The organism is Alistipes communis (assembly GCF_006542665.1).
In the GTDB taxonomy this organism is placed as follows: domain Bacteria; phylum Bacteroidota; class Bacteroidia; order Bacteroidales; family Rikenellaceae; genus Alistipes; species Alistipes communis.
In genome coordinates this window covers 1251356-1272612 of sequence record NZ_AP019735.1, presented here as the reverse complement: position 1 = coordinate 1272612, position 21257 = coordinate 1251356, and the positions used below count along the sequence as shown (strand labels likewise).

Annotated in this window: 27 protein-coding genes and 1 tRNA gene; 26 read left to right on the top strand and 2 right to left on the bottom strand. The window is 55.6% G+C overall.

Annotation, left to right across the window (positions count from 1 at the left end; genetic code table 11):
- Positions 1 to 7: 7 nt before the first annotated feature.
- On the bottom strand, positions 8 to 1984 hold the full coding sequence (locus tag FMF02_RS05250) for a retaining alpha-galactosidase (RefSeq protein ID WP_141412390.1): 1977 nt from the start codon (positions 1982 to 1984) through the stop codon (positions 8 to 10).
- 443 nt (positions 1985 to 2427) lie between these two features.
- Here FMF02_RS05250 and FMF02_RS05245 point away from each other — a divergent pair, with 443 nt between their 5' ends.
- Positions 2428 to 4359 carry a SusE domain-containing protein gene (locus tag FMF02_RS05245; RefSeq protein ID WP_141412389.1) on the top strand — a complete coding sequence of 644 codons (1932 nt, stop codon included), beginning with the start codon at positions 2428 to 2430 and terminating at the stop codon, positions 4357 to 4359.
- Positions 4360 to 5528: 1169 nt separating this feature from the next.
- On the opposite strand, the gene FMF02_RS05235 is transcribed toward FMF02_RS05245, so the two are convergent.
- A tRNA-Ala gene (locus tag FMF02_RS05235) sits at positions 5529 to 5605 on the bottom strand.
- Between the two features lie 523 nt (positions 5606 to 6128).
- Here FMF02_RS05235 and rpsL point away from each other — a divergent pair.
- From rpsL to secY, 25 genes are all read left to right on the top strand, one after another.
- Entirely contained in the window at positions 6129 to 6512 is a 384-nt protein-coding gene (gene rpsL, locus FMF02_RS05230; protein WP_026074969.1) for a 30S ribosomal protein S12, read from the top strand.
- A gap of 28 nt (positions 6513 to 6540) precedes the next feature.
- The gene (rpsG, locus tag FMF02_RS05225) at positions 6541 to 7017 is read left to right on the top strand and encodes a 30S ribosomal protein S7 (RefSeq protein WP_026074970.1); all 477 of its coding nucleotides are present in this window, start codon (positions 6541 to 6543) and stop codon (positions 7015 to 7017) included.
- 15 nt (positions 7018 to 7032) lie between these two features.
- Positions 7033 to 9147 (top strand): elongation factor G, encoded by a 2115-nt coding sequence (gene fusA, locus FMF02_RS05220; protein ID WP_141412388.1) that lies wholly within the window; start codon positions 7033 to 7035, stop codon positions 9145 to 9147.
- A gap of 10 nt (positions 9148 to 9157) precedes the next feature.
- Positions 9158 to 9463 (top strand): 30S ribosomal protein S10, encoded by a 306-nt coding sequence (gene rpsJ, locus FMF02_RS05215; RefSeq protein WP_019130824.1) that lies wholly within the window; start codon positions 9158 to 9160, stop codon positions 9461 to 9463.
- A 475-nt stretch (positions 9464 to 9938) separates the two neighbouring features.
- Positions 9939 to 10553, top strand: coding sequence for a 50S ribosomal protein L3 (gene rplC, locus FMF02_RS05210; RefSeq protein WP_026074972.1), 615 nt, complete (start codon positions 9939 to 9941; stop codon positions 10551 to 10553).
- Positions 10554 to 10555: 2 nt separating this feature from the next.
- Positions 10556 to 11182, top strand: a complete 627-nt coding sequence (rplD, locus tag FMF02_RS05205) for a 50S ribosomal protein L4 (RefSeq protein ID WP_026074973.1) — start codon at positions 10556 to 10558, stop codon at positions 11180 to 11182.
- A gap of 13 nt (positions 11183 to 11195) precedes the next feature.
- Positions 11196 to 11486, top strand: a complete 291-nt coding sequence (gene rplW, locus FMF02_RS05200) for a 50S ribosomal protein L23 (protein ID WP_019130827.1) — start codon at positions 11196 to 11198, stop codon at positions 11484 to 11486.
- Positions 11487 to 11491: 5 nt separating this feature from the next.
- On the top strand, positions 11492 to 12316 hold the full coding sequence (gene rplB, locus FMF02_RS05195) for a 50S ribosomal protein L2 (protein WP_019130828.1): 825 nt from the start codon (positions 11492 to 11494) through the stop codon (positions 12314 to 12316).
- A 16-nt stretch (positions 12317 to 12332) separates the two neighbouring features.
- A complete protein-coding gene (rpsS, locus tag FMF02_RS05190) occupies positions 12333 to 12602 on the top strand; it encodes a 30S ribosomal protein S19 (protein WP_009597568.1) in 270 nt (89 codons plus the stop codon).
- Positions 12603 to 12609: 7 nt separating this feature from the next.
- Complete coding sequence (rplV, locus tag FMF02_RS05185; protein ID WP_026074974.1) at positions 12610 to 13020, top strand: 50S ribosomal protein L22; 411 nt, start codon at positions 12610 to 12612, stop codon at positions 13018 to 13020.
- A 4-nt stretch (positions 13021 to 13024) separates the two neighbouring features.
- A complete protein-coding gene (gene rpsC / locus FMF02_RS05180; RefSeq protein WP_019130830.1) occupies positions 13025 to 13774 on the top strand; it encodes a 30S ribosomal protein S3 in 750 nt (249 codons plus the stop codon).
- A 32-nt stretch (positions 13775 to 13806) separates the two neighbouring features.
- The gene (rplP, locus tag FMF02_RS05175) at positions 13807 to 14235 is read left to right on the top strand and encodes a 50S ribosomal protein L16 (protein WP_026074975.1); all 429 of its coding nucleotides are present in this window, start codon (positions 13807 to 13809) and stop codon (positions 14233 to 14235) included.
- 11 nt (positions 14236 to 14246) lie between these two features.
- Positions 14247 to 14441: a 50S ribosomal protein L29 gene (gene rpmC, locus FMF02_RS05170; RefSeq protein ID WP_019130832.1), complete on the top strand. Its 195-nt coding sequence runs from the start codon at positions 14247 to 14249 to the stop codon at positions 14439 to 14441.
- Positions 14442 to 14449: 8 nt separating this feature from the next.
- A complete protein-coding gene (gene rpsQ / locus FMF02_RS05165; protein WP_026074976.1) occupies positions 14450 to 14704 on the top strand; it encodes a 30S ribosomal protein S17 in 255 nt (84 codons plus the stop codon).
- A 2-nt stretch (positions 14705 to 14706) separates the two neighbouring features.
- A complete protein-coding gene (gene rplN / locus FMF02_RS05160; protein WP_026074977.1) occupies positions 14707 to 15072 on the top strand; it encodes a 50S ribosomal protein L14 in 366 nt (121 codons plus the stop codon).
- 22 nt (positions 15073 to 15094) lie between these two features.
- A complete protein-coding gene (gene rplX, locus FMF02_RS05155) occupies positions 15095 to 15418 on the top strand; it encodes a 50S ribosomal protein L24 (protein ID WP_019130835.1) in 324 nt (107 codons plus the stop codon).
- The gene (gene rplE / locus FMF02_RS05150) at positions 15418 to 15978 is read left to right on the top strand and encodes a 50S ribosomal protein L5 (protein WP_019130836.1); all 561 of its coding nucleotides are present in this window, start codon (positions 15418 to 15420) and stop codon (positions 15976 to 15978) included. The genes rplX and rplE overlap by 1 nt, the downstream gene beginning before the upstream one ends.
- A gap of 5 nt (positions 15979 to 15983) precedes the next feature.
- Positions 15984 to 16280: a 30S ribosomal protein S14 gene (gene rpsN / locus FMF02_RS05145; protein ID WP_026074978.1), complete on the top strand. Its 297-nt coding sequence runs from the start codon at positions 15984 to 15986 to the stop codon at positions 16278 to 16280.
- A gap of 938 nt (positions 16281 to 17218) precedes the next feature.
- On the top strand, positions 17219 to 17617 hold the full coding sequence (gene rpsH, locus FMF02_RS05140; RefSeq protein ID WP_026074979.1) for a 30S ribosomal protein S8: 399 nt from the start codon (positions 17219 to 17221) through the stop codon (positions 17615 to 17617).
- Positions 17618 to 17666: 49 nt separating this feature from the next.
- A complete protein-coding gene (gene rplF, locus FMF02_RS05135; RefSeq protein ID WP_026074980.1) occupies positions 17667 to 18254 on the top strand; it encodes a 50S ribosomal protein L6 in 588 nt (195 codons plus the stop codon).
- Between the two features lie 18 nt (positions 18255 to 18272).
- Complete coding sequence (gene rplR, locus FMF02_RS05130) at positions 18273 to 18635, top strand: 50S ribosomal protein L18 (RefSeq protein WP_026074981.1); 363 nt, start codon at positions 18273 to 18275, stop codon at positions 18633 to 18635.
- Positions 18636 to 18640: 5 nt separating this feature from the next.
- Positions 18641 to 19159 carry a 30S ribosomal protein S5 gene (rpsE, locus tag FMF02_RS05125; RefSeq protein ID WP_019130841.1) on the top strand — a complete coding sequence of 173 codons (519 nt, stop codon included), beginning with the start codon at positions 18641 to 18643 and terminating at the stop codon, positions 19157 to 19159.
- A gap of 17 nt (positions 19160 to 19176) precedes the next feature.
- Complete coding sequence (gene rpmD, locus FMF02_RS05120) at positions 19177 to 19359, top strand: 50S ribosomal protein L30 (RefSeq protein ID WP_141412387.1); 183 nt, start codon at positions 19177 to 19179, stop codon at positions 19357 to 19359.
- Between the two features lie 25 nt (positions 19360 to 19384).
- Positions 19385 to 19831 (top strand): 50S ribosomal protein L15, encoded by a 447-nt coding sequence (gene rplO / locus FMF02_RS05115; RefSeq protein ID WP_019130843.1) that lies wholly within the window; start codon positions 19385 to 19387, stop codon positions 19829 to 19831.
- Between the two features lie 24 nt (positions 19832 to 19855).
- Positions 19856 to 21241: a preprotein translocase subunit SecY gene (secY, locus tag FMF02_RS05110; protein WP_019130844.1), complete on the top strand. Its 1386-nt coding sequence runs from the start codon at positions 19856 to 19858 to the stop codon at positions 21239 to 21241.
- The last annotated feature ends 16 nt before the right edge of the window (positions 21242 to 21257 follow it).

Here is a 21257-nt window from a genome sequence, read left to right as displayed (position 1 = left end):
ATTTATTTTACTCCCGTGTGATCCGCAGGGCGAATCCCCCGGCGGGAGCTATCGTTATTTCCAACGTGCGATCCATTCCCAGCGTACGGGTTACACGCTGGTAATCATGTCCATACTTAGCGGCATTGGTGCCGTCGCAGAAGATCTCGGCCGTAAAGTTTCCGTCGCCAAGAAATCCGAGGTCGAGCGTCACCGTGCGGCCTTCGTGCCCCGTAAGGCCGCCGACGTACCAGACATCCCCTTTGCAGCGGGCGACGGCCGCATACTCCCCGAGGCATCCGTCAAGCGCCACGGTCCGGTCCCACACCGTGGGAACGCCGCAGATGAAAGCCGTACATTCGGGTTCCCGGTCGTAGTTGGAGGGCGAATCGCAGAGCATCGACAGCGGCGCATGAAAAACGATGTATTCAGCCAGCTGGCGGCAGCGGGTGCCCTGACTCATCGGCTCGCTGCGACGCGGAAAGAAGTGCCCCTTCGCGGCGTTGAGCATGGCTCCCTGCGTGTAGTCCACGGGGCCGGCGGTCATTCGGATGAACGGCATCGTCACATCGTAGGTCACCTGATCGACCGACTCTTCCGACCATTTCATCTGTTCCAGTCCATGTACGCCTTCGAAATTGACGACGTTGGGATAGGTGCGTTGCAGACCGGCAGGCTTATATATACCGTGGTAGTCGAGCAATAGTCCGTATTTGGCGGCGGTAGCCGCCCCGCGGTAGAGGAATTCGGCGATCTGCTGGTCATCACGGTCCATGAAGTCGACTTTGAATCCTTTGACGCCCAATGCTGAGTAATGGCGGCAAACCTCCTCCATGTCGCGGTCGAAGGCGCGGTAACCCGCCCATAGGATGATGCCGACGTCCTTCTCCTTCGCATAACGCAGCACCTCTTCCAGATCGAGGCGGTCGCTACCGCCCGACATCAGGTCGGTCTTGTCTTTCGACCATCCGTCGTCCATCACCAGATATGCGATTCCGTTGCGGGCCGCAAAATCGATGTAATGCTTATAGGTCGGCGTATTGATCCCGGCCTCGAAACCGACGCCGTGGAGTCCCCAGTCGTTCCACCACTCCCAAGCTGCCAATCCAGGGCGTATCCACGACACGTCTTCGAGACGCGACGGTTCGGCCAGCCGCATGACCATGTCGTTATCGAGCAGTTGCCGGTCCTCGCGGGCAATGAGGATCGTTCGCCACGGGAACGAAGTCTGGGGTGCGGCCTTGGCGATGAAATTGTCGTATTCATCCACGACGTTTTGGAGATTGTCATGTCCGCCGTCATGCGTACGCTTCGGATACGGTGCGAAAATACCGCGCAGGGAGTACCCCTGACCGGGATAATTGAAGTACATGCCCGGATAGGCTTGCAGGTCGGCCTCGGTAAAGCAGAGTTTCACACCGTCGTCGGCAGCCACGACCAGTGGCAGGAAAGCCAGTCGTGCAGGATCGAGCTTCGAAAGTCGGGTTACGGTATAGAGGTTCTCGAACGAAGTCTTGAACTGGCTCCCGAAAGGGACGATCTCAGTACCGTCGCAGTCCCGCACATAGGGTACCCAACATGTCCAGTCCTCCGGAAAAGCGGCGCCCGCCTCTTCGGAAGCGACAACCAGCGACCGGTCCGTCGTGGAAATGAATCGGTAGGCGACTCCATCATCGTAGGCTCGAAGTTCAATGGCGAAACCTTGCCGGAAATCAGCCCGCAGCCAGTTATAGTGGTCTGCGACCCGCTTTTTAATATAAAAAGGCGTCGCAAAAGAAGTATCGACCATCCCTTTGCGGATGCGGGACGGCTGCGCCGAACCTCCCCACACGGTCCCGTCGTCCAGCGTCATCGCCACCGGCGTAGGAGCCACGACCGTTCGACCGTCGACACGGACCTCATAGGCGATCCGGTTCCCGACCGTCAGTGTAATCCCGATCGTCCTGTCGGGAGAATGGATCGTATAACTTTTTTCGCAGGCGGCGGAAGCAATGCCAGAAAGCATTGTAAATAAATAGATTGCGACTATTCTTTTCATGGCTTATAGGTAATAAACAGGTTTACGGAAAATTCCGGATACACGAATAAAACAACAGGCGTCTCCCGTTTGTGCTGTGTAAAAATAAAGGTTTCACAAGGGTTCTGCAACGGATGTGATGCAGAAGGATTGAAAAGTATTATAATTGGATGGGATAATACCATTTTAACACCCATGAGGCAGGAAAGATACACCCGACGTCATCAAAATACCTCCTCAAAGTTCCTTAACAGCCCGAAATAACCCGAACCGCCCTGCTTTTATCTCCAAGTCCCGGAGACAGCGAACCGTACGAATGATACTTTTTCATCAAATGCTTGTACCATGCGACGCTTTTCATGGTTATCCGGTTTTTATCCTCTATTTTTACGTTTGTAAATAAATTCGTTAACGAACCTAAACCAGCCAGTATGAAACATCTTTGGAAATACATCGCGGGCGCGTTGGCTTTTGCACTCCCCGTCGCCTCGTGCAGCGACGACAACACGTCGGACTTTCCCGACAAGGAATGGGGCGAACTGACGGCTCCCGTGCTCACGGTCTCGGAAGAGGAGATAACGCTTGACGCCAATAAAGCGGATCAGGAGGCCCTGAAATTCTCGTGGACGGCTGCTTCGGTCGTGACCCGCAGTTCATCGGTCGAGTATGATCTGTACCTGAACATAGAAGGCGAGGATTTGTTCAAAGGGATAAAACGGGAGTGGGGAGGGGAAGCCGGCCTGACGATCTCGTTCACGCACGAGGAACTCAACGACCTCATCATAACGACCTTCGGCGGTAAAAGCGGCGAACGTTTCGCCTTCCGGGCATGCGTCTATGCACACACCGACAATTACCTTATCGAGGACAAAACCTCGGAGGAGGTAGCTTTCGCTGCCACGGCCTACGCTGCCGAAGTGGTGAAGCCCGCATCGCTCTGGATGAAGGGAGGCGCCTGCGAATACGGCTGGGACAAGGCGATCGAGTTGCCGCAAGGCGACGCAGGCACCTACACGGCAGAGAACGTCGTGCTGAAATTCGGCAAACCCGCAGACAACAAAGGCTTCAAATTTTACGTCGAGGAGAATGGCAGCTATCCGTTCTACGGGCAAAAGATCGACGGCGAATTCGGTCAGATCCAGACCTTCGCCATCGCCAACGACGGGGATTCGCAGTTCTATCCCTTGCAGTACGACTACACGAGCGGCATCTACACCGTACACGTCGACCTCAATACCATGCTGCTCACGCTGACCCGGACGGGCGACGTCACGGAATTTGACCCCGAAACGGCGCTCTACATACTGGGCGACAACATGGAGAATGGCTGGGATATGGTCGAGGCGAATGCCCTGCTGCTTGTCGGGGAGAATATTTATGAAAACACCAATATTTATCTCAAACCGGAGAGCAGCTTCAAATTCTATTTCTACGACTGGACGGAGTACATCCGTGACGAGGCAGCCGGCGAATACTGGACCCTTATGAAAAAGGGCGGCGATGACGGTGACATCCGCTTCATCCCGGGTGATCAGGGCCTAGGCGAAGGCTACTATACCGTGCGCGTCGATCTCAACACCCTGAAAGTCACCCTCACGGGCGGCACTGCGCCCTCCTATCCCGAAACGCTGTTTCTCTTCGGGCCGGCTACGGAGGCGGGATGGGATCTCGGCAACTTCATTCCCCTGACGAAAACGAGCAACGGGGTATTTCAGGTCAAAGGTGTAAACATCGACGTCGGCACGGCCAATCCGGACGACAACAAGGGCAACGGATTCAAATTCGGGGTTTCGAACAGCGAATGGAGTACCGAATACGGCGCCAAGGAGGCTTTCGACGACCACGACGGACAACAGGGTTACCGCGGCTGGGAACTTGCGCAAAGCAGCAATCAGTTCTATCCCCTGCTGATGGGACAGGCTTCCGGAGTATACGACATTACCGTCGACTTCACGACGATGGTGGTACGCTTCGAACCGTCTCAGGACCCTGATTACCCGACTGCACTCTACATATTGGGCGATGCGATGCCTCACGGTTGGGATTTGGGTCAGGCCGTGGCGATGACCCAAACCGCTCCGGGAATCTTTACGGCGGAGAACGTTCCGGTGAAGGTCGGCACGGCGAATCCGGACGACAACAAGGGCAACGGATTCAAATTCATCATTTCGAACAGCGAATGGAGCACCGAATACGGCGCCAAGGAGGCTTTCGACGACCACGACGGACAGACGGGCTACCGCGGCTGGGAACTTGCGCAAAGCAGCAACCAGTTCTATCCCCTGCTGATGGGATTCGGAGACGGAAACTACCGGATCACGGCGGACCTTACGACCATGACAGTCCGGTTTGAAGCGATGTAACGAACTTCCGGCGTCCGAGTATTATGGTGAAAATCCGGCCGATTGTACATCGGCCGGATTTTTTCTTACCTTCGGCTCGACTTTTATCCGTCGGAAAGTCCTGCCAAAATCGCAAGCAAGACGGTTTTGGGATGGTAGACTTATACCTTCGTATCGGCTGAATTTTGCAAATAAAGAAAAACAAATCTACGAATTCGAGGCCTGCGCGCTCCTATTCATACTCTTCGGCATACGGAACGCACTCCCTCGGGGATACGTCGAACTCAACGGCCTTTATGCGTGGGTGGGAAGTGTCTGTCCGGCCGTAGAGTTCGTCATCACGTCCGAGTCGACGCTCCGGAGCGAAATCGTCGTCTCCCCTGTTGAAACCCTTCGACAGCGAGCACGTGACCTTCGCCATTTTCATGAGCGAATCCCGCCGCTTCTTCGAGGAATATAACCGTGGGTGGCACCTCGGGGACAATGTCGGGATGATGGCCTTCGACATGTCGAAACCCTGTATCGAAAACTGGAAACTTAAATTCGGAAACTGCTATTGCAAGGGTTACGGCATGACGATCGGCCTGTGCGTGAATTGCGAATACCGGTTCGCCGGGCGATGGCTGCTGGCGGCTTACTTCGGTAGGTCTGGATGGACAGCCGCTACAACGGCTATTCGGACGACGGCCGGATCGATACACACAGCTCCGTCGTCCCGTATAGCCCGAATACCCCGATCCATTCGACAGCTCCTCGGTGTGGCATCCCAACAAGATCGGTCTCTCAGTCGGCTACCTCCGCCTACGACGAACCGTCTGACACCGGCGTCGGGCGACTATTCGCGGGGACGCACGCGCTCCGTCCCCTGAGTCCGCGCTTGCAGCCGGCTCATCGTTTCACGGCTCCGGTATCGAGTCGGATTCCTTATACCGTGAGACGACAAAAAAAGCAGGATGACTTGCACTTTTGCTTATAGCCAGAATATTACCCCCCCCCGGATATGTAGGCCGGTGTAAAATTATGTAATACAACGCATTGAGTCCTTATTCGGCCTGCCTGTTTTTTCGGAGACGCAAGGTGCCCCGAATAGGCTGCGGGTAATATGCGTTTGTCTACATTTGGTCGCGTTACTCTCGAAAATATAAAACCCTGCAAATGAATATTTTGCAGGGCTTCCGTCTCCGTCGCTTTGGTGGAGAATACGAGATTCGAACTCGTGACCTCTTGCATGCCATGCAAGCGCTCTAGCCAGCTGAGCTAATCCCCCGTTTGCGGGACAAAGATAGCGAATTTTTCGAAATGCCCAATAACCTCGTCGAAGAATTTGTAATTTTTTCACTCCTTCACTCCGGAGAGTATGCCGGCGGAGGTTGTCCGGCTCTTTCGCGGTGCCGGCAGTCGGAATCGGGTGTACGACGATTGCGGCGGATACGGCGGCAGACGGGCGGGGCGGAGCCGCTTCCGGCCCGATGCGGAGTGCGTTTGCAGAGGGTGTTTTCGAGGTGGTCCGGAAGGGGCGTTTCCCTCTGCTAACCGGTTGTCGCAGTCCGGTTTGCCGGCATCGGGAATAAAACTGTATAAGTCAAATTATATAATTGTTTAAAAATAATAAGCAAAAAGAATCGCAAAGCAGCTAATTCGCTGAAAAAACGGCGAAAAAAGCGGGCATATATATGGTTATTCGAATTTTTTCATTACCTTTGCAGTCCATTTCGGATGTTATGGAAACCGGAGTCGGGCCGAGAAGCCTGATGAAAATTAACAAATTAAAGGACAAAAACGTTTAAGAAATGCCAACTATTCAACAGTTAGTACGAAACGGACGAGTTGCCTTGCAGGACAAGAGTAAGTCCCCGGCACTCGCTGCGTGTCCCCAGCGTCGAGGCGTTTGCACCCGTGTGTATACGACGACCCCGAAGAAGCCGAACTCGGCGATGCGTAAGGTGGCGCGTGTAAGATTGACCAACGGCAAGGAGGTCAACGCCTATATCCCCGGAGAAGGCCACAACTTGCAGGAGCACTCCATCGTGCTGGTCCGCGGCGGTCGTGTGAAGGACCTCCCCGGCGTGCGTTATCACCTGGTGCGCGGTGCGCTCGACTCGGCGGGCGTGGACGGCCGTTTGCAGCGTCGTTCGAAGTACGGTGCCAAGCGTCCCAAGGCAGGAAAGAAATAATCGGTTAAAGAAAAGACTATAAACGACAATGAGAAAAGCTAAGCCAAAAAAGCGAATTCTACTTCCGGATCCCAAGTTCGGCGACGTGCTCGTAACGCGTTTCGTGAACAATCTTATGCTGGACGGTAAGAAGAGTATTGCCTATTCGATTTTCTACGACTCGCTGGAAATCGTGGGCAAGAAGATGAAGGATGCTGATAAATCTCCGCTGGAGGTCTGGAAACAGGCTCTCGAGAATATCACGCCCCAAGTCGAAGTGAAATCGAAGCGTATCGGTGGCGCGACATTCCAGGTTCCTACGGAGGTTCGTCCGGAGCGCAAGATTTCGATTTCCATGAAAAACCTTGTCCTTTACTCGCGTAAGCGCGCCGGCAAATCAATGGCTGAGAAGCTTTCGGGCGAGATACTGGATGCCTACAACCAGCAGGGTGCCGCCTTCAAACGCAAGGAGGAGATGCACCGCATGGCCGAGGCCAACAAGGCGTTCGCACACTTCAGATTCTAAAACGGGTAGAGACAGATGGCAACACGAGATTTACACTACGTTCGCAATATCGGTATCATGGCTCACATCGACGCCGGTAAGACCACTACTTCGGAGCGTATCCTTTTCTACACGGGCAAGACTCACAAAATCGGCGAAACGCACGAGGGGTCGGCCGTGATGGACTGGATGGCTCAGGAGCAGGAACGCGGTATCACGATCACCTCGGCGGCTACGACCGCATTCTGGAACTACAAGGATCACCAGTATCAGATCAACCTGATCGACACTCCGGGACACGTCGACTTCACCGTCGAGGTGGAGCGTTCGCTGCGCGTGCTGGACGGCGCCGTGGCTACCTTCTGCGCTGTGGGCGGCGTGGAGCCCCAGTCGGAGACCGTTTGGCGTCAGGCCGACAAATACAACGTGCCGCGTATCGGTTACGTCAACAAGATGGACCGCACGGGCGCCGATTTCTTCGCCGTATGCAGCCAGATCAAGGAGCACTTCGGCGCTACGGCGCTTCCGATCGTTCTGCCGATCGGTGCGGAGGATAAATTCGAAGGAATCGTTGACCTTATATATAATAAGGCGTACTACTACTACGACGACAAGACCGTCCGCGACAATTTCGATATCCGCGAGATTCCGGACAACATGAAGGCCGAGGCCGAGGAGTGGCGCAACAAGCTCATCGAAGAGGTCGCCGCTACCGACGACGCGCTGATGGAGAAGTTCTTCGAAGACCCCGCGTCGATCACACCCGAAGAGCTGATCGCCGCGATCCGCAAGGCGACGATCCAGATGACGCTCGTGCCGATGCTCTGCGGCTCGTCGTTCCACAACAAGGGCGTGCAGAAACTGCTCGATTGCATCATCGCGTTCCTGCCGTCGCCGCTGGATCTGCCTGCCGTCACGGGTATCAACCCCAAGACCGACGAGGAAACCGTGCGCCACGCTTCGGAGGACGATCCGTTCTGCGGTCTGGCGTTCAAGATCGCTACCGACCCCTTCGTTGGCCGTCTGGCGTTCGTGCGCGTCTATTCGGGAAAACTGGATGCCGGTTCCTACGTGCTCGACACGCGCAGCGGCAAGCGCGAGCGTATCAGCCGTATCTACCAGATGCACTCCAACAAGCAGAACCCGATCGAGACGGTCGTTGCGGGCGACATCTGCGCCGCCGTCGGTTTCAAGGAGATCCGCACGGGCGATACGCTCTGCGCCGAGAATGCGCCGATCGTGCTCGAACAGATGACCTTCCCCGAGCCGGTGATCGGTCTGGCCGTCGAGCCCAAGACGCAGAAAGACCTCGACAAGCTGGGCATCGCACTGGGCAAGCTGGCCGAAGAGGACCCGACCTTTACGGTTCGTACCGACGAGGAGAGCGGACAGACGATCATCAGCGGCATGGGCGAGCTTCACCTCGACATCATCGTCGACCGTCTGCGCCGCGAGTTCGGCGTCGAGATCAACCAGGGTGCGCCCCAGGTCAACTACAAGGAGGCGCTCACCACGACCGTCCAGCACCGCGAGGTCTTCAAGAAGCAGACCGGCGGCCGCGGTAAGTTCGCCGACATCATCTTCGAGATCGGCCCTGCCGAAGAGGGCAAGATGGGTCTGACGTTCGTCGACGAGGTCAAGGGCGGCAACATTCCCAAGGAGTTCATCCCCTCGGTTCAGAAGGGCTTCGAGGCCGCCATGGCCAACGGTGCGCTGGCCGGCTATACGATGGACTCGATGAAGGTTACCCTCAAGGACGGTTCGTTCCACCCGGTCGACTCGGATCAGCTTTCGTTCGAGATCGCAGCCCGCAACGGCTACCGCCATGCGGCTCCGAAGGCCGGTTCGGTCATTCTGGAACCGATCATGTCGGTGGAGGTGCTCACTCCCGAGGAGAGCATGGGCGACATCATCGGCGACCTGAACAAGCGTCGCGGTCAGATCCAGGGCATGGAGTCGAAGGGCAACGCCCGCGTCGTGAAGGCGAAGGTTCCCCTGTCGGAGATGTTCGGCTACGTGACCGTGCTGCGTACGATTTCGTCGGGCCGCGCCACGTCGTCGATGGAGTTCTCGCACTTCGAGGAGGTTCCCGCTAACCTTGCCAAGGAGATCATCGAGAAGAGCGGTCACAAGAATAAGGATATAGAATAAGCAAACCGATATGAGTCAGAAAATTAGAATCAAATTAAAGTCTTTCGACCATAATCTCGTTGACAAGTCGGCCGAGAAAATCGTCAAGACCGTGAAGAGCACCGGCGCGGTAGTGAGCGGTCCGGTACCCCTTCCCACGCAGAAGAAGATCTTTACCGTCAACCGTTCGACCTTCGTGAACAAGAAGGCCCGCGAGCAGTTCCAGCTCTGCACGTTCAAGCGCATCCTGGACATCTACTCGTCGACGGCGAAGACGATCGACGCGCTGATGAAGCTGGAGCTTCCGTCGGGTGTCGAGGTGGAGATCAAGGTCTGATTTTCGACCGCTCCCGAAGATCGAGGCGGGCTTGGAGCCTGTCGGCGTAGCGGGAGCGCCGAATGCGGGCGGATGTTTTCCGCCGGAGCGGACGCAGCGCGCCGGATTGCAGCCGCGAGGTCGGGCCGGACGGTGCCGCCGCCACCGGAAGGCGGATGCCGCGGACGGAAACAATTGATTCGACGTTTTCATTAAGCCGAGCGCAGAGCCGAACTTGTTCGGGCTATGCCGAGGCGGGAAAACGAAGGATGGGATTCAACGTTTTCGTTAAGCCGAGTGCAGAGCCGAACTTGTTCGGGCTATGCCGAGGCGAGAAAACGAAGGATGAAATTCAACGAAACCGATATGGGAGGTGAGCGGTAGTCCGCCGATTCCTCCCCGAATGCGAAAGCCGGAGAGGGAGTCCCCGAAGGGGTGGCTCCCGACTCCTGCGAAAAAATGGAAATCACTTTATTAACAAACTTTAAAGACTAAAATGTCAGGACTAATTGGTAAAAAAATCGGAATGACTTCCGTTTACAGTGCCGAGGGTAAGAACATACCATGCACTGTTATTGAGGCTGGTCCGTGTGTGGTTACGCAAATCAAGACCCTCGAAAAGGATGCTTACGAGGCCGTCCAGATTGCCTATGACGACAAAAGTGAAAAGCACACCAGCAGCAGTTTGTTAGGACACTTCAAGAAGGCGGGCACCACTCCCAAGCGTAAGATGGCGGAGTTCAAGGACATGCCGGAAGTGAACCTCGGCGACACGCTCACCGTGGACATCTTCTCCGAAGAGGACTGGGTGGACGTGACCGGGATTTCGAAAGGCCGCGGCTTCCAGGGCGTTGTGAAACGTCACGGTTTTGGCGGCGTCGGCGGTCAGACCCACGGTCAGCACAACCGCCAGCGCAAGCCGGGTTCGCTCGGCGCCTCGTCGTATCCTTCGCGCGTATTCCCTGGCAAGCGTCTTCCGGGCCGGATGGGCGGCGAGCAGGTGAAGGTGCTCAACCTCAAAGTATTGAAAGTAATCCCCGAGAACAATCTGATCCTCGTCAAAGGGTCGATTCCGGGAGCAAAAGGTTCTTATTTAACAATCGAGAAGTAGTCATGGAATTAGCTGTATTGAACACTGAAGGAAAAGAGACGGGTCGCAAGGTTGTCCTCGCGGACTCGGTATTCGGCGTGGAGGCTAATGACCACGCTATTTACCTCGACGTGAAGCAGTATCTGGCCGACCAGCGTCAGGGTACCCACAAGTCGAAGCAGCGCAACGAAGTCGCAGGTTCGACCCGCAAGCTGAAGCGTCAGAAGGGTACGGGCGGTGCCCGCTGCGGTTCGATCAAGTCGCCTCTGTTTCCCGGCGGCGGTCGTATCTTCGGTCCGGTTCCCCGCGATTATAGCTTCAAGCTCAACAAGAAACTCAAACAACTGGCACGCCGCAGCGCGTTGACGTACAAGGCTCAGGCCGGCGCCATCCAGATCCTCGAAGCCGTCAAGATGGAGGCTCCGAAGACCAAGCAGGTCATCGCCTTGACCGAGGCGTTGAAAGTGGCCGACAAGAAGGTGCTGCTCGTACTGCCCGAGACGAATGTCAACCTGCAGCTCTCCTGCCGCAACATTCCGTCGATCAAACCCGTGCTGGCACAGAACGTCTGCACCTACGATCTGATGAACGCTTCGGCCGTCGTGATGGTCGAGGGCGCCGAGAATGTGTTGAATGTAATGTTAGCTTAAAACGTAAACAGACATGGAAATCATTATTAAGCCTATTTTGACCGAGAAGATGACGGTTCAGGGCGAAAAACTGAATCGCTACGGTTTCATCGTTGATGTAAGAGCTAACAAGTTGCAGATCCGCAACGCCGTCGAGCAGATGTACGGCGTGGTCGTTACGGACGTCAACACCATCAACTACATGGGCAAACTCAAAAGCCGTTATACGAAGGCCGGTTTGCTCGAAGGTCGTGCTAACAACTTCAAGAAGGCGATCGTCACCTTGAAGGATGGGGACAAAATCGATTTTTACAGTAATATCTAAGGAAGATGGCAGTAAAAAAGTTTAAGCCTGTAACCGCAGGTACAAGACATAAGATTGGCGGAACGTTCGACGAGATTACCACCAGCGTTCCCGAGAAGTCGCTGCTGAGCGTCAAGAAGAGCTCCGGCGGTCGCAACAATACGGGCAAGATGACGGTTCGCTACATCGGCGGCGGTCACAAGCAGATGTACCGTAACGTGGACTTCAAGCGTGCCAAGGACGGCGTTGCCGCGACTGTAAAAACGATCGAATACGACCCGAATCGTACCGCGCGTATCGCGCTGATCGTCTATGCCGACGGTCAGAAGAGCTACATCATCGCTCCCAACGGCCTGCAAGTCGGCCAGACGGTGTGCAGCGGCGCAGGCGTGGCGCCCGAAGTGGGCAATACGCTTTTCCTGAGCGAGATTCCGCTGGGTACGATCATCCACAACATTGAACTCTACCCCGGTCAGGGTGCCGCCATGGCGCGTTCGGCCGGTTCGTATGCTCAGCTTTTGGCTCGCGAGGGCAAGTTTGCCATCATCAAACTGCCTTCCGGCGAGACTCGTATGGTACTCGTAACCTGCCGTGCGACGATCGGCGTAGTGTCGAACGTCGACCATTCGCTCGAAAGTTCGGGCAAGGCAGGTCGTGAGCGTTGGCTCGGCCGTCGCCCGCGCAACCGCGGTGTCGTGATGAACCCGGTGGATCACCCGATGGGTGGTGGCGAAGGTCGTGCGTCGGGTGGTCACCCGCGTTCGCGCAAGGGTCTGTTGGCTAAGGGTTATAAGACTCGCAACCCGAAGAAGACGACCTCGAAGTTTATTATTTCACGTAAGAAAAAATAATTAAAAGAGTAACATAATGAGCCGTTCATTAAAGAAAGGACCGTTTATCGACCCGAAGCTCGAGGCGAAAGTCGTCGCTCAGGCGGAAGGCAATAAGAAGTCTGTCATCAAGACTTGGTCGCGAGCAAGTATGATTTCGCCTGACTTCGTAGGTCAGACGATCGCTGTCCACAACGGAAACAAGTTCATTCCGGTTTATGTAACAGAGAACATGGTCGGTCACAAGCTCGGCGAGTTTGCTCCGACGCGTAACTTCCGTGGTCATGCGGGTAACAAGAAAAAATAGGTAGACAATGGGTGCAAGAAAATCTGAAATGGCCAAGAAATACAAGGCCGAGAAGCAGCAGAAGGCCATAGCCGTTCTGCGCGATTGCCCGACCTCGCCCCGCAAAATGCGTCTGGTCGCAGACATCATCCGCGGCGTGGAAATCAATAAGGCACTGGGTATCCTCCGTTATTCGAAGAAGGAGGCCTCGATCCGTGTGGAGAAACTGCTCAAGTCGGCGATCGCCAACTGGGAAGCCAAGAATCCTTCGGAGCGTCTGGAAGATACGAAGCTGTGCGTCAAGGAGATCTTCGTCGACGGCGGCCGGATGCTCAAACGTATCCAGGCAGCTCCCCAAGGTCGCGCACACCGTATTCGCAAGCGTTCGAATCACGTGACGATCGTAGTGGACAAAATGGTAATCGCAGAAAACAAGTAGCACAATGGGACAGAAAGTAAATCCGATAGCAAATCGTCTTGGTATCATTCGCGGTTGGGACTCCAACTGGTACGGCGGCAAGGACTTCTCCGACAAGCTGGTCGAGGACGCCAAAATCCGCAAGTATCTGAATGTCCGTCTGGCCAAAGCTAGCATTTCCAAGATTATCATCGAGCGCACGCTCAAACTGGTTACCGTCACCATTTCGACGGCCCGTCCGGGTATCATCATCGGCAAGGGCGGTCAGGAGGTCGACAAGTTGAAGGAGGAGTTGAAGAAGCTCACCGGCAAGGAGATACAGATCAACATCTTCGAGGTGAAGCGTCCCGAGGTGGACGCCGTGATCGTGGGTCAGAACATCGCCCGCCAGCTCGAGGGCCGCGTATCGTTCCGCCGTGCCGTGAAGACGGCCGTCGCTTCGACGATGCGCATGGGTGCCGAGGGCATCAAGGTACAGGTGTCGGGTCGTGTCGGCGGCGCCGAGATGGCCCGCAGCGAAACGATCAAGGAGGGACGTATTCCGCTGCACACCTTCCGCGCCGATGTGGACTACTGTCTCACCGAGGCGCTGACCAAGGTCGGTATCCTCGGCGTGAAGGTCTGGATCTGCCACGGTACGGTATACGGCAAGCGCGACCTGTTCGAGATCGCCGGTGCTTCGGCTTCGCAGCACGGCGGGCAGCAGGCTCCCCAGGGTCGTGGTCCGCGTGGCGGCGCTCCGCGCAACAAGCGTCGTAACAACAACAATAAGTAGTAAGTAGGACCTTTTAAAGCGAAAGTACAAGTATGTTACAGCCAAAAAAGACCAAATTTAGAAGAATGCAGAAGGGTCGTATGAAGGGTATCGCTCAGCGAGGCAACCAACTTGCATACGGTTCGTTCGGCATCAAGGCACTGGAATCTACATGGATCACGGGTCGTCAGATCGAGGCTGCCCGCCAGGCCATCACGCGTTACATGAAGCGTGAGGGCCAGATCTGGATCCGCATCTTCCCCGATAAACCCATCACCAAGAAACCCGCCGAGGTTCGTATGGGTAAAGGTAAAGGTAATCCCGAGGGATTCGTGGCACCCGTTACGCCCGGACGTATTCTCTTCGAGGCGGAGGGCGTACCCATGGAGATTGCACAGGAGGCACTTCGTCTCGGCGCTCAGAAATTGCCTATTACGACCAAGTTTATTGTACGGCGTGACTACGTCGAATCATCAATCTAAGAGTGTAAGACATGAAAAGTGCTGAAATAAAGGAGCTCTCCGTGAAGGAGTTGCAGGAGCGCATCGAAGCCCAGAAGGCGCAGCTCACCAAGCTGAAGGTACAGCATGCCGTATCGCCCGTCGAGGACCCCTCGATCATCAAGAAATCCCGCAGAGACATCGCTCGTATGCTGACAATTCTGCGACAGAAGAACCCTAAATGTTAATGACCGTTATGGAAAGAAATCTTAGAAAGGAACGTATCGGGGTGGTTGTCAGCAACAAGATGGAGAAGACCATTGTGGTTGCAGTGGCGCGTAAGGTGAAGCATCCCATTTACGGCAAGTTCGTGAACAAGACGACGAAGTTCGCCGCCGAGTGCCTGGACGAGACCTGCAAGGAAGGTGATACCGTTCGCATCATGGAAACCCGCCCGCTGAGTAAGACGAAGCGTTGGAGATTAGTACAAATCATTGAAAGAGCGAAGTAGTTATGATACAACAAGAAAGTAGACTCGTAGTAGCTGATAACAGCGGTGCGAAGGAGGTCCTTTGTATCCGGGTGCTTGGCGGCACGAAGCGTCGTTATGCATCGATCGGCGATAAGATCGTGGTGGCCGTCAAGAGCGCTTCGCCCTCGGGCGACGTCAAGAAGGGTGCCGTGTCGAAAGCTGTCGTGGTGCGTACCACCAAGGAGATCCGCCGTGCCAACGGTTCGTATATCCGGTTCGACGACAACGCCGTGGTGTTGCTCAACAACCAGGGTGAAATCCGCGGTACGCGTATCTTCGGTCCCGTCGCCCGTGAGCTGCGCGACCAGTACATGAAGATCATCTCGCTGGCACCTGAAGTATTGTAATTAAAAAAAACACAGAACAGTTATGTCAGTCAAATTACATATCAAGAAGGGCGACATGGTTTATGTCATCGCAGGCGACAGCCGCGGCCAGCAGGGGAAGGTGCTCGCAGTCGATCCCGAAAAGCAGCGTGCCATCGTCGAGGGCGTGAACATGTGCAAGAAGGCCGAGAAGCCCAATGCGAAGAATCCGCAGGGAGGAATCGTCGAGAAAGAGGCTCCCATCCATATCTCTAACTTGCAGGTTCTCGACCCCAAGAGCGGCAAGCCCACTCGCGTAGGTCGCAAGGCCGATGCAAAAGGTAAATTAGTTCGTTACGCTAAAAAGTCAGGGGAGGAGATCAAATAATGGCATACGTACCTACACTCAAGACACAGTATAAGGAGCAGATCATCGCCGCCCTTATGAAGGAGTTCGGTTACACGAGCGTGATGCAGTGCCCGAAACTCGAGAAGATCGTCATCAATCAGGGTATGGGCCAGGCCGTCGCCGACAAGAAACTCATCGACGTCGCACAGGCGGAGCTGACGCAGATCGCAGGTCAGAAAGCCGTCCAGACCAAGTCGCGCAAGGACATTTCGAACTTCAAACTCCGCAAGGGGATGCCCATCGGCGTGCGCGTCACGCTGCGCGATACGAAGATGTACGAGTTCTTGGAGCGCCTGATCGCCGTGGCGCTGCCCCGTATCCGCGACTTCAAGGGTATCAACGAGAAGTTCGACGGCCAGGGCAACTACACCCTCGGCATCACCGAGCAGATCATCTTCCCGGAGATCGACATCGACAAGATCACCAAGATCTTCGGCATGGAGATCACCTTCGTAACGACGGCCAAGACCGACGAAGAGGCTTATGCGCTGCTGCGCGAGTTCGGTCTGCCTTTCAAGAACGCTAAAAAGAACAACTAAGCTCTATGGCAAAGGAATCAATGAAGGCACGCGAGGTAAAGCGTGAGAAACTTGCGAAGCGTTACGCTCACAAGCGTGAGGAGATCGCTGCGAAGGTCAAGAGCGGTGAAATGGATCACGAGGAGGCTTGGATCGCACTGTCGAAACTGCCGCGCAACTCGAATCCCATTCGCCAGCACAACCGCTGCAAGCTGACCGGCCGTCCGAAGGGATATATCCGTCTGTTCGGTATCAGCCGTATCCAGTTCCGCGAGATGGCTTCGGCGGGTCTGATCCCCGGCGTGAAGAAGGCGAGCTGGTAGTATATTCGTCCGATCCGGCGCAGATGCTCTGCGCCGGATCGGATGTTCCTGATAAACGAGGTTCAAGCACCGAGGGTGCCATAGCCTGTGAAACCGGATGCGGTGCGGCGCGAGAGGAGGGGGCCGAGAGGCGACCTCCGCATCGGAGTGCCGCCGCAAGAGCGGGTCCGAAAGGACGTGCCGCAGCGACGATCCGTCGGGAGTGACGGATAAGGAGAGACGGAGAAGGCGTTGAGGAGGCGGAGATAGTCCGTGAAAAATGGAGACGTCTTTTGCCGGATTTCCGTCGGAGCCGGTTTCGGAAGTGTTGAGCCTTATACGGGTGCGGAATCCGTGTAGGAGAGGTCGCAAAACCGGGGAAAGTGCCGTCCGATTGACGGTAACTTCGCGGTGGCGGACGTCGACGAAAGATTCGGCATCGGGTTACGGAATCCCGTGCGGAGGTGCTCCGGAGAGGCCGGAACGAAGCGGACGGGGCGAATCCCCCGACGGTCTTCGGGTTCCGGTGTCGGAAGCGGGAGCCGTTCGCTGAGGCGAACCGCCCGAAAGGCGGTTTTACGGCAGGCTGTTCCGTACGGATATGTTAGTTCACGATGCGTGTGCTAACATTGTCCGTATAGACCGGCGGCTTTCGGATCGGGGGCGCGGCGGCGCGGAACGGATCCACGGCATGACGGCACGTCGCGACACCATGACGGCACGGTCGGATGCAAGGGATTCTGTTCCGGATAACGGCACGGGCGGAAATCGGCAAAAAACGGGCTGATTATTAGTTTATTCCGGATTTTATGCGTATATTTGCGCGCTTGTCGTGCGCGGTATGCGTATGCGCGGGAAGCGGAAAACGAGGACGCGGGCGACGGTTAGATGTCGTAAGACGCTGACTTACAAATTTTAACGACAAACTTTTATTTTTTTAATTTTAACTTCTAATTATCATGACTGATCCTATTGCGGACTTTCTGACCAGAATTAGAAACGCGGTGAAAGCCAACCACAAGGTGGTTGAAGCTCCCGGTTCCAAAATTAAACAGGAGATCACCAAGATTCTCTACGAGCAGGGCTACATCCTCGCTTACAAGTTCGACACCGATGAGAAGGGCCACCCTTCGATCAAGATCGCGCTGAAATGGAATGCCCAGAACAAATGCAACGCCATCAAGGGGCTCAAACGCGTGAGCCGTCCGGGTCTGCGCAAGTATGCGTCGGTGGCTGAGATGCCCCGCGTACTCAACGGCCTGGGCATCGCCATCCTTTCGACTTCGAAGGGGATCATGACCGATGCGAAGGCGCGCAAGGAGAACGTCGGCGGCGAGGTGCTGTGCTACGTCTTCTAAGGGCGGTGCAACCGGAAACTGGAATTTTTAATTAAACAACTTAGTACAAATGTCAAGAATTGGTAAATTACCTGTAAACTTGCCCGCCGGCGTGACCGTCACGGTATCGCCCGACAACGTGGTAAGCGTGAAAGGGCCTCTTGGGACACTGAGTCAGAAGGTTGATTCGGACATCAAGGTCGAGGTAGGCACCCACACCGAGGTACACACCGGCAAGGAGGTTCCTGCCGTGCTCGTATCGCGTCCGACCAACCAGCCGCGTCACCGCTCGCTGCACGGTCTGTATCGTGCGCTGATCAACAACATGGTCGTCGGCGTATCGAAAGGTTACGAAATCAAACAGGAGCTCGTGGGCGTCGGTTTCAAGGCCGAAGTCAAGGGCAACATTCTCGAAATGAGCCTGGGTTACTCGCACGACACGTATCTGATGCTGCCGCCCGAAGTGACCGCCACGGCCGTTACGGAGAAGAAAGGAAACCCGATCGTCACACTCAAAAGCATCGACAAGCAGCTCATCGGCCAGGTGGCTGCCAAGATCCGCTCGCTGCGCAAGCCGGAGCCGTACAAGGGCAAGGGTATCAAGTTCGTAGGCGAAGTTCTGCGTCGCAAGGCCGGCAAGTCGGCAGGTGCTAAATAGTAAAAACCGAAATCAGCTATGTCATTGAATAAAATCGAAAGAAGAGAGCGTATCAAGATGCGTATCCGCAAGATCGTGAGCGGTACGCAGGCTCAGCCTCGTATGACTGTCTACCGTAGCAACAAGCAGATCTACGTGCAGTTCATTGATGACCTCGCAGGCACTACGCTGGCGGCGGCTTCCTCGCTGGACAAGGAGGTTGCCGAAGCGGCGGCGGGCAAGAACAAGTGCGAAGTCGCGGCGCTGGTCGGAAAACTGGCCGCGCAGCGTGCTGTCGAAAAGGGTATCTCGACCGTGGCGTTCGACCGCAACGGATATCTGTATCACGGACGAGTTAAAGTGTTAGCGGATGCCGCACGTGAAGGCGGTCTTAAATTCTAAGCGATATGTCAAATACGAACATAAAGAAAGTGCGTACAAGCGACCTCGAGCTTAAAGACCGGCTCGTAAGCATCCAGCGTGTTACCAAGGTAACGAAGGGTGGTCGTACATTCAGCTTTTCGGCGATCGTCGTCGTGGGTAACGAAAACGGCGTCGTGGGCTACGGTCTGGGTAAGGCTTCGGAGGTGCAGGCGGCCATCGCCAAGGGTGTCGAGGATGCCAAGAAGAACCTCATCAAGGTGCCGGTCATCAACGGTACGATTCCCCACAAGCAGGAGATGCGTTTCGGCGGTTCGCAGGTGATGATTCGTCCGGCCGCTCCCGGTACGGGTATCATCGCCGGCGGTGCCATGCGTGCCGTGTTGGAGTCGGTAGGCGTGAAGAACGTGCTGGCCAAGAGCAAGGGGTCGTCGAACCCCCACAACCTCGTGAAGGCGACCATCGCCGCTCTGTGCGAGCTGCGCGACGCTTACAGCGTGGCTCAGGTGCGCGGGATCTCGATGAGCAAGGTGTTTAACGGTTAATTTTGAAAACGCAAATCATGGCAACATTGAAGATCACTCAGGTCAAGAGCCGCATCGGTGCCTCGGCACAGCAGCGCAAGAACCTCGATGCTTTGGGTCTGAAAAAGATTAACCAGAGCGTGGAACACAGCGATTCGGTCATCATCAAGGGGATGCTCGATCGCGTAAAGCACCTCGTGAAGATCGAGGAGGTAAAATAAGTCTAACACATTCGAATTCACAACAATGGAATTACATAATCTCAAACCCGCAAAAGGCGCTACACACCACGACAAGCGTGTCGGCCGCGGTGCCGGTTCGGGTCGCGGCGGCTATTCGGGCCGCGGTAACAAGGGTGCTCAGTCGCGTTCGGGCTACAAGTCGAAGCTCGGTTTCGAGGGCGGTCAGATGCCGTTGCAGCGCCGTCTGCCGAAGTTCGGTTTCACGAACCTGAAGCGTGTGGAGTACAAGGCCATCAACCTCTCGACGCTCGATGAGCTGGCTGCGAAGAAGGAACTCGCGGCCGTCGATTTCGAGGCGCTGGTTTCGGCCGGATTCGTATCGTCGAACGACAAGGTGAAGATTTTGGGTAACGGTACGCTGTCGAAGGGGCTGGCGGTGAAGGCACATGCGTTCTCCAAGAGTGCCGAGGCGGCTATCGTAGCTGCCGGCGGCAGCGTGGAGAAGATCTAGTGGAACCCTCCTAAACCTATATTTATGAATCACTACATCGCCGTTGGTATCGTCCTGATCGTCATCGTGGCGCTCATGGCGACCAACAAAAAGTTAGTCGAAACCCTCAAGAACATATACAAGATCGAGGAGCTGCGCAAACGTATTCTCTACACGCTGGGCCTCCTTCTCGTATATCGCTTGGGCAGTTTTGTGGTTATTCCGGGTATCAACCCCAACGCCCTGGGCGAGGGGTCGGCATTGGCCAACCAGATGAGCGACAACAGCCTGCTCGGCCTGTTGGACGTATTCTCCGGCGGTGCATTTGGCAATGCCGCCATTTTCGCACTCGGAGTAATGCCCTACATCACCGCTTCGATCATCATCCAGTTGATGGGAATCATGATTCCCTACTTCCAGAAGATGCAGAAGGAGGGCGAGAGCGGGCGCCGCAAAATGAATCAGTGGACACGCTTCCTCACGATTGTCGTCCTCGCAATCCAGGGACCGGCGTATGTCGCTAACTTGTTCCATACATTGCCTGCCACGGCGTTCATCTACGGCCACTCGTTCTGGTTCGTGGTCTACGCCACGGTGATCCTGATCGCCGGCACCATGTTCATCATGTGGCTCGGAGAGAAGATCACCGACAAGGGTATCGGGAACGGCATTTCGCTCATCATCATGATCGGTATCGTGGCCCGTCTGCCGCACGCCCTGTTGGCCGAGGTCAACGCGCGTTTCCAGACGTCGGACGGCAGCGCGATCATGATTATCCTGGAGCTGGTGCTGCTCGCGCTGGTATTTATGGCAACAATCGCACTGGTGCAGGCCGTCCGCAAGGTGCCTGTCCAGTATGCAAAGCGTATCATCGGCAACAAACAGTACGGAGGCGTACGTCAGTACATCCCTCTGAAAATGAATGCCGCGAATGTGATGCCCATCATCTTCGCGCAGGCATTGATGTTCATTCCGATGCTCTTTACCAAGATCGCCCCGGGCTTCGCCGGCGCCTTCGCCGACATGACGGGCTTCTGGTACAACTTTACGCTTGCCGTGCTGGTGATCGCCTTCACCTATTTTTATACGGCGATCATCGTCAATCCTCAAATGATGGCGGACGACATGAAGCGCAACGGCGGCTTTATCCCGGGTGTCAAACCGGGCAAGCAGACGGTGAACTACATCGACACCATCATGACGCGGATCACCCTTCCGGGTTCGTTCTTCCTGGCCATCGTGGCGATTCTGCCCGCGCTGGCGATGAAGTTCCTCAACGTGCAGCAGGCCTTCGCCTATTTCTACGGCGGTACGTCGCTGCTGATCATGGTCGGCGTGATCCTCGACACTCTCAAGCAGATAGAGAGCCACCTCTTGATGCGTCATTACGACGGCCTGATGAAGACCGGACGCATCCAGGGGCGCCACTAATTGTTTGTTCGTAGGA